This window comes from Alcanivorax sp. HI0044 (genome assembly GCF_001634945.1).
On the sequence record NZ_LWEZ01001511.1, the window covers coordinates 1 to 1,089 of the forward strand.

Sequence of the window (1,089 nt, forward strand, 5' to 3'; positions counted from 1 at the left end):
AGCCTGGGACGAACTGGAAGTGGGCGGCGTAGTGATCGGCGACGTGCCCAGCTGGCGCGTGGACAACATGCCCTACGGCGGCGTGAAGGATTCCGGCCTGGGCCGCGAAGGCATCCGCTGGGCCATCAACGACATGACCGAAGAACGGCTGCTGGTGATCCGTACCCCGCAATAAGCAACGCAGTTAAGCATTTCTGCGTACGCCGGGACTTACAGTCCCGGCGTTATTTCTTACATAAACACCTGCATATACTCACATTCCCAACGTCAAAAAACGCCTACCATCGAAAAGAACTCCATCAGGATTCGACTTCATGGCTGCGTCCCTTCCTCTCATCTCTGCGCTGGTTTCTTCCTTGCTTCCTGTCACGCCCCCGCCTCCCGAAGGAAGCTGGTATCAGCCCGATATAGATGTGAGCTGGCAAATTCAGCTCCAGGGTCCGATCAACACCGGTTATACCGCTGACCTCTATGTGCTGGACCTGTTCGACACACCCCAGAATGTGATCGACGACTTGCACGCCAGTGGCCGCCGAGTGATCTGCTATTTTTCCGCCGGTACTTTCGAAAACTGGCGCGAGGACAAGAGCCGTTTTACCGCTGCCGACAAAGGCCGGCGCCTGGGTAACTGGCCCGGGGAACGCTGGCTCGATACCCGCTCAATCAATGTCCGCGCGATCATGTCTGATCGCATTGCCCTGGCCGCCAGCAAAGGCTGTGACGGGGTGGACCCGGACAATGTGGATGGCTACAGCAACCGCACCGGTTTCCCGCTGAGCTATAACAGCCAGCTGGACTACAACCGCTTCCTGTTCGACACCGCTCACGACCACGGCCTGGCCGTATCACTAAAGAACGATTTGGAGCAAGTTGAAGACCTGGTTGATCACGCCGACTTCGCGGTGAATGAATCCTGTCACCAATGGCAGGAATGTCATCTGCTGACCCCGTTTATTGAAGCCGGCAAACCCGTGCTGCACATCGATTACCTGTACGGGGCCGACCCGCAGGGCCACAACATTCATTGCCAGCATATGGACAGCCTGGGCTTTCGCTCACTGACCCTGCCACTGGCACTGGACGACAGCT

General features: G+C 57.5%; 2 protein-coding genes. Both read left to right on the plus strand.

The features are described from left to right. The coding region (locus A3730_RS30590) for an aldehyde dehydrogenase family protein (RefSeq protein WP_156501310.1) at positions 1-175 on the plus strand (175 nt) is incomplete at its 5' end. Between the two features lie 238 nt (positions 176-413). Next, on the plus strand, positions 414-1,089 hold a 676-nt coding region (locus A3730_RS22770; protein WP_231884017.1), incomplete at its 3' end, for an endo alpha-1,4 polygalactosaminidase.